The organism is Streptomyces chryseus, assembly GCF_014650755.1.
Lineage (GTDB): Bacteria > Actinomycetota > Actinomycetes > Streptomycetales > Streptomycetaceae > Streptomyces > Streptomyces chryseus.
Map to the genome: position 1 here is coordinate 1 of NZ_BMVO01000091.1, position 563 is coordinate 563.

The following is a 563-nucleotide window of genomic DNA, read 5'->3' on the forward strand; positions in this document are numbered from 1 at the left end:
CAGGTGAAGTCGTCGGGTGAGCGGTTGTCGGACCGGATCGCTCTGGGTGTGCTGACGCGGGTGTTTCCGCCCGAGCTGGTGGATGAGGTGATCGTGGAGTGCGGGCGTCTGGAACAGCGGTCGAGGCTGCTGCCGGCCCGGGTGGTGGTCTACTTCGTGCTCGCGATGTGTCTGTTCTCCGGGCAGGGCTATGAGGAAGTGGCCCGGCTGCTGACGCAGGGCCTGGAGCGGGTGCGGCGGTGGGAAAAGCCGTGGCGGGTGCCGACGACGGCGGCGATCGGCAGGGCCCGCAGGCGGTTGGGTCCGGAGCCGTTGATGGTGCTGTTTGCGCGGGTGTGTCGGCCGGTGGCCGTCCCGGACACTGCTGGTGCCTGGTATCGGCGGTGGCGTCTGGCCGCGGTGGACGGCACCACGTTTGATGTGGCGGACACCGAGGCGAACAGCTCGTTCTTCGGCCGGCCCGGCTCGGGCCGAGGGCAGCAGCGCAGTGCGTATCCGCAGGTGCGGGTTGCCGCGCTGGTGGAATGCGGGACACACGCGGTGTTCGCCGCGGCATCTGGCCC

The 563-nt window shown here is 70.2% G+C and carries 1 protein-coding gene; it reads left to right on the plus strand.

What is annotated here, in order from left to right; translation table 11 throughout:
* The coding region (locus tag IE185_RS32900) for a transposase domain-containing protein (RefSeq protein ID WP_189716591.1) at positions 1-563 on the plus strand (563 nt) is incomplete at both ends.